At 77.8% G+C, this 5,014-nt stretch carries 3 protein-coding genes and 1 pseudogene; 1 reads left to right on the top strand and 3 read right to left on the bottom strand.

Annotated features, from left to right (window positions below; translation table 11 throughout):
- Nucleotides 1–530: pseudogene (locus GPJ59_RS33365) on the top strand (DUF1648 domain-containing protein); the annotation flags it as partial.
- A 123-nt stretch (nt 531–653) separates the two neighbouring features.
- Here the strand turns inward: GPJ59_RS33365 and GPJ59_RS33360 are convergent.
- From GPJ59_RS33360 to GPJ59_RS33350, 3 genes are all read right to left on the bottom strand, one after another.
- Nucleotides 654–1,427, bottom strand: coding sequence for a formyltransferase family protein (locus tag GPJ59_RS33360; RefSeq protein ID WP_219671655.1), 774 nt, complete (start codon nt 1,425–1,427; stop codon nt 654–656).
- A complete protein-coding gene (locus GPJ59_RS38745) occupies nt 1,424–4,831 on the bottom strand; it encodes a non-ribosomal peptide synthetase (RefSeq protein WP_219671654.1) in 3,408 nt (1,135 codons plus the stop codon). The genes GPJ59_RS33360 and GPJ59_RS38745 overlap by 4 nt, the downstream gene beginning before the upstream one ends.
- A partial coding sequence (locus GPJ59_RS33350; RefSeq protein WP_219671653.1) for a hypothetical protein occupies nt 4,828–5,014 on the bottom strand: 187 nt, incomplete at its 5' end. The genes GPJ59_RS33350 and GPJ59_RS38745, both read right to left, overlap by 4 nt.

Raw genomic sequence — 5,014 nt, 5'->3', positions numbered from 1 at the left:
ACCCGGTCGCCGGGACGGGTGGTCCGCGCATGGACATCCCCGAGGGTGAGCGCCGCGTCTGGTTCTCCCGTGCCTCGAACGCCTGGCTCCACGCCCTCGCCCTGCTCGCCGGCGTCGTGGCCGTCGCCGCCGCGCTCGCGGCCGTGGCCGGCCTGGGCGGCGCCGCCTGGCCGCTGCTCGCCGTCTCCGGGGTGGTCTGCGTCGCCACCCTGGGCTGCTCGTCGGTGCAGGCGCGGGTCGACGAGCGGGGATTCTCCGTCTCCTTCGGCCCGCTGGCGCTGCCGACGCGGCACTGGCCGCTGCGGGCGGTCGAGTCCGCACGCGCCGAGCACCGCACCGCCCTCCAGGCCGGCGGCTGGGGCTACCGGCTGAGCGGACTCGGCACCACGGTGATGCTGCGCAGCGGGCCCTGCCTGGTCGTCCGTACGGACAAGGGCGCGGAGTTCGCGGTCAGCGTGGACGACGCCGAGCGCGGCGCGGCCCTGCTGAACTCGCTGGCGGCGGCGCAGCGGGCCGACGGGGCCCGCTGACCGGGACCAGGCCGGACGAGGCGCCGCCGGGGAGTCGTCCCGCCCCCCTTCGTGTCACGCGGCGAGGCGGGGCGGGGCGGGGCGGGGCGGGGGCGGTCGGAAACCCGGCGCGCCCCCTCCGGCTCACGCGGCGAGGTGGCGTACCGCTTCCGCGACCTCCGGGGCGTGGGCGGCGAACGGGCCGAGGTCGGTGGCGCGGGCGTACGCCGGGTGCCCCACCTGCCCGGGCAGTCCGGCCAGGGCGCGCAGGCCGTAGTAGGCGGGCGGACCCGCCGCCCGGTCCGGGGCGGGGGCAGGGGCGGGCCGGCCGGCCGCCACGGCCGGCAGGTGCTCCTCGAACAGCGCCTGGCAGGCCCGGATCCCCCGCAGCATCACCTCGTGGTAGCGGTCCTCGGGGCCGACGGGGAACCGTCGTTCCGCCAGCACCCGCCCGGTGTCGATGCCGGCGTCGACCTCGTGCAGGGTGGCCCCGTACTCGGTCTCGCCGCGCAGCAGGGCGTAGAGCACGGCCACCGAGGGCAGTCCGCGGTGTTGCGGCAGCAGCCCGTTGTGGATGTTGTACAGGCGCAGGTCACGGGAGAGCAGCGGCTGCCGGAAGATGCGGCGGTTGTTCACCGACCAGACGATGCCGTCGGTGGATGCGGCGGCCAGCGTGTCGGCGTGGGCGTTGATGCCGGCTCCGGAGCCGTCCCCGGCGGACCGGCTCGCCCCGGGAGCGGAGCCAAAGCCCGGGCCTGAGCCGGAGCCCGTGCCTGGGCCGGTGGCGACGAACAGGTGCGGGGCCGTACCGGCCGCGTCCGCCGGGTCCGCCGAGCAGACCAGGTCGATCGGGTACCCGCCGGCCGCCGCGTGGACCACTGCCCGGCGCAGCAGCGCGCCGTCCCCTACGAAGATCATGCGACGGCCTCCGCCCGGGCGGCGCGGACCCGCTCGCAGACCTGACCAAGCGTCATCTCCCGTACCAGACACTCCAGTCCGGCCATGAAGAGGCGTCCCTGGTCCGGGTCGAGCAGGTCCGCCGAGACCGCGGTGAGCATCTCCACCAGGGCCAGTGAATCGCCGCCCAGGGCCTGGAAGTCGGCGTCCGGGGTCAGCTCCGCCGGGTCCGCGCCGAGGACCGCCGCCCAGTGGTGCGCCACGCGCTCCTCCAGGGAGGCCGGCGCCGCCGCCACCGGTCCGTCGCGGGTGAACGGGTCGGGCAGCGCGTCCGGATCGGCCTTGCCGCTGACGGTGCTCGGGACGGCGTCGACCACGATGAGGTGGGCCGGCACCAGATGGGCGGGCAGCACCCGCGCCAGGTTGGTGCGCAAGGTGGCGGGCAGGTCCTCGTCCGCCGTGGTGCGCGGGACGACGTACGCGCACAGCACCGGGTGGGCCGCCGCGCCCGGCCGACGGCGCGGCACCACCACGGCGCGGGCCACACCCGGGTGGGACTCCAGTGCGGCGACGGTCTCGGCGGGCTCCACCCGGTGCCCGGCGATCTTGAGCTGGCCGTCGATCCGCCCGGCGAACTCCACGGCCCCGCCGGGAAGTCGCCGTCCGAGGTCGCCCGTACGGTACGCGCGGGTTCCGTCGGGCCGGACGGTGAACGGCGAGGGGCGGGCGCCGTCGTCGTCGGACCGGCCGAGGTAGCCGCGGGCCACCTGGAGCCCGCTGACGACGATCTCTCCGGTGCGGCCGACGTCCTGCGGGCCGTCGCCGATCACGGCGCCGTCCTCGGCGAGGAGTTCGACGTCGGCGTAGGGGCCCGGGGTGCCGATCGGCACGGTCGGTGCGGCCGGCTCCGCGCCGGGGCCGTCGTCCACGACATGGGCGAGGCAGGCGACGGTGGCCTCGGTCGGCCCGTAGGCGTTGACGATCCGGGCGTGCGGGCCGAAGGCGGCGCGGGCCGCGCGCACGGCGGCGGGGGTCAGCGCCTCGCCGCCGAGCAGCAGCGTGCCGCTCGTTCCCATGGGGCCGGTGGAGCTGGTGGGGTCGGTCGGGCCGGTGGTCAGCGCAAGATGGGACGGGGTGAGCGCGAGGGTGTCGGCGCGGTGCTCGGCGACGAGGCCGCGGAGGGTCGCGCGGGAGACCGGGCCGGGCGCGAGGACGGCCGTACCGCCGGCGAGGAGCGGGAGGAAGAGGGGGAAGCAGGAGATGTCGAAGGCGTAGGAGTTGACGAAGCCGAAGCGGGTACCGGGGCCGACCCGGCACAGGTCGGTCGCCCAGCGGACGAAGCCGAGCAGGCTCCGGTGCTCGATCTGCACGCCCTTGGGGCGGCCGGTGGAGCCGGAGGTGTGGATGACGTACGCCAGGTCTTCCGGGGCGGGGTCCGGCGCGATGGCCTTGCCGGCCGGGGCGGAGGGGAGGTCCTCGACGGCGAGGAGCGGGCAGGGGACGGCGCCGTCGAGCCGGTTCAGCAGGTGGTGCTGGGTCAGGCACAGCCGGACGCCGGCGTCGTGGAGGATCTCCTTGGTGCGCGGGGCCGGATGGTCCGGGTCGAGCGGGACGTAGGCCGCGCCGGCCTTCAGGATGCCCCACAGCGCGCCGACCCCGGCCGGGGTGCGGTCGACGACCAGCCCGACCAGGTCTTCCCGCCCGATCCCGCGCCGTCGCAGCTCTGCGGCCACGGCGTCGGAACGGGCGTCGAGCTCCGCGTAGGTCACCGGGCCGTCGGGGCCGTCGAGGGCCAGGGCCTGCGGGGTGCGGGCGGCCTGGGCCCGGAACAGCGCCACGACGGTCCGGGGCTCGGACGGGGTGGCGGCATCGGCATCGGCATCGGGCGGTGCGTCCTGGGCAGGGGCCGGAGCGGACGGGGCGGGCCCGGCCTGTACGCGTTCGGAGGCCGGCTTCGGTGCGGGAGGCGGGGGCGCGGAGCGCGTCGGGGCAGGGCCGGCCGCGGTCAGGTGGCCCAGGGCGGTGTCCAGGAGGCGGGCGGCGCGGATGGAGAGGCCGGGGCCCCCGCGCACGCCGAGGGTGATCTCGGTCGCCGTGTCCGTCTCGGCGGCGACGAGCGAGACCGGGACCAGCGGAGCGTGCACGGGCAGCGCGTACACCGTGGACGCCCTGAACCCCCCGCCCGAGCAGTCCGCCGGGGCGATACGGCCCAGATGGGAGACGACGGCCGAGGCCAGGTGGCGGTCGGCGCGGCGGGTCGCCGCCTGGGCGGCGCGCAGCAGCAGGCCGGTGGCGGGCAGCGGCAGCGGGGCGAGGCCCGCCTCGAAACCGGCGGCCAGCTCGCGGCCTTCGGCCAGGGCGGCCAGCAGCTCGGCGTGCCCGGCCGCCCAGTCCCGGCCGGGGGCCAGGTCCAGGAAGAGGGGCAGGGTCAGGTTGCCGGTGGCGGGCGGGCCCGAACGGTGGCGGCGCAGGTCGACGGGGACCATGACGCGGGTGCCCCGTCCGACGCTGTCGGTGAGCGCCTGCGCGAGGCGGGCGGTGAGCGCGGGGTGGTGGCCGGGCAGCGTCCGGCGCAGCCAGAGGGTCCGCTCGGGGCCGGGGCCGAACCGGCCGAGCGGGGACCGCTGGTCGGGCAGCGGCGCGGGGCGGCGGCGGCCGGGGGCCAGGCCGCTGAGCAGGCCGTGGTCGGTGTCCTGGCCGTACGCCGGCCGGGCGGGCTCACCGCGCAGTGCGCGGAAGACCTCCCGGACCCAGACGAGGGCGCCGTGACCGTCCATCAGGGCGTGCGAGGCGCTGAACACGAGGGTGCTAAGGGCCCCGGCCGCGCCCGGTACGACGAGCACGTCGCACCCGGGCCGGTCGGTACGGGGCCACCGACCGGCCCCGACGAGCCCTGCGGGCACGATCCCTTCGGGGAGGGCGACGGACCGGGCGAAGCACGTGGCTCCGCCTGGGACGGAGACCGCGTCCGGAGCCGAGGCGCCAGGCCCGGCCGAACCCTCGGCCGGGGGCCAGGCATCGCCCGCGCCCACGGGCCCGCCCGGGGCTCGGCCCGTACCGTCGGCCGGGGCCGGGGGCCTGGGCTCCGGCGCAGCCGGGCCGACGGGAGAGGCCGGGCCCCGGCCGTCGGCGGCGCCCCCGGCCCGGAGGCCGATCGCAGGCGTCGCCGGAGCCGCGTAGTGGAGACGTGGCAACGGGCCGTCGCCGATCCACTCGGAGCCGACCCGGACGAGGCGCGAACCGGGGCAGGCATGCGCGGCCTGCGCCAGGGCCGCCTCCAGGTGGCTCCGGTCGGGTACGCCGTCCCCTTCGACGACGATCCGCAGTGCCATGGCTCCGCGCGGGTCCCCGGCAGCGAGGTAGAGCCGCTCGGTGGGCGAGACCGGACGCCGGTAGCGGCGAGGGAGGGGCTGGAGGTGTGTCATCGCGGGGTGATCCCTTGGTCGATACGGTCGGAGCGGTCGGAGCCGTCGGCACTTCGGCCCTCACCTGCCTGCTCACCCGCGACCGCGCGGGCGGATGCCGCTGCGGCTCCGGCAGGGGCGGCGGCGGACCGCGCGCCTGCGGGTGCGGCGTCGCCGCCGGGCGGCCCGCAGCCGGCGATGATA

Source organism: Streptomyces bambusae (genome assembly GCF_019400985.1).
GTDB lineage: Bacteria > Actinomycetota > Actinomycetes > Streptomycetales > Streptomycetaceae > Streptomyces > Streptomyces bambusae_A.
Note: the sequence above shows the minus strand (reverse complement) of the source record. Positions and strands in the feature narration are given on the sequence as shown.

What these genes read in the sequence shown, in the direction of transcription:
- GPJ59_RS33360 (WP_219671655.1), bottom strand. Translation starts at nt 1,427, where the DNA reads ATGATCTTCGTAGGGGACGGCGCGCTGCTGCGCCGGGCAGTGGTCCAC.
- GPJ59_RS38745 (WP_219671654.1), bottom strand. Translation starts at nt 4,831, where the DNA reads ATGACACACCTCCAGCCCCTCCCTCGCCGCTACCGGCGTCCGGTCTCG.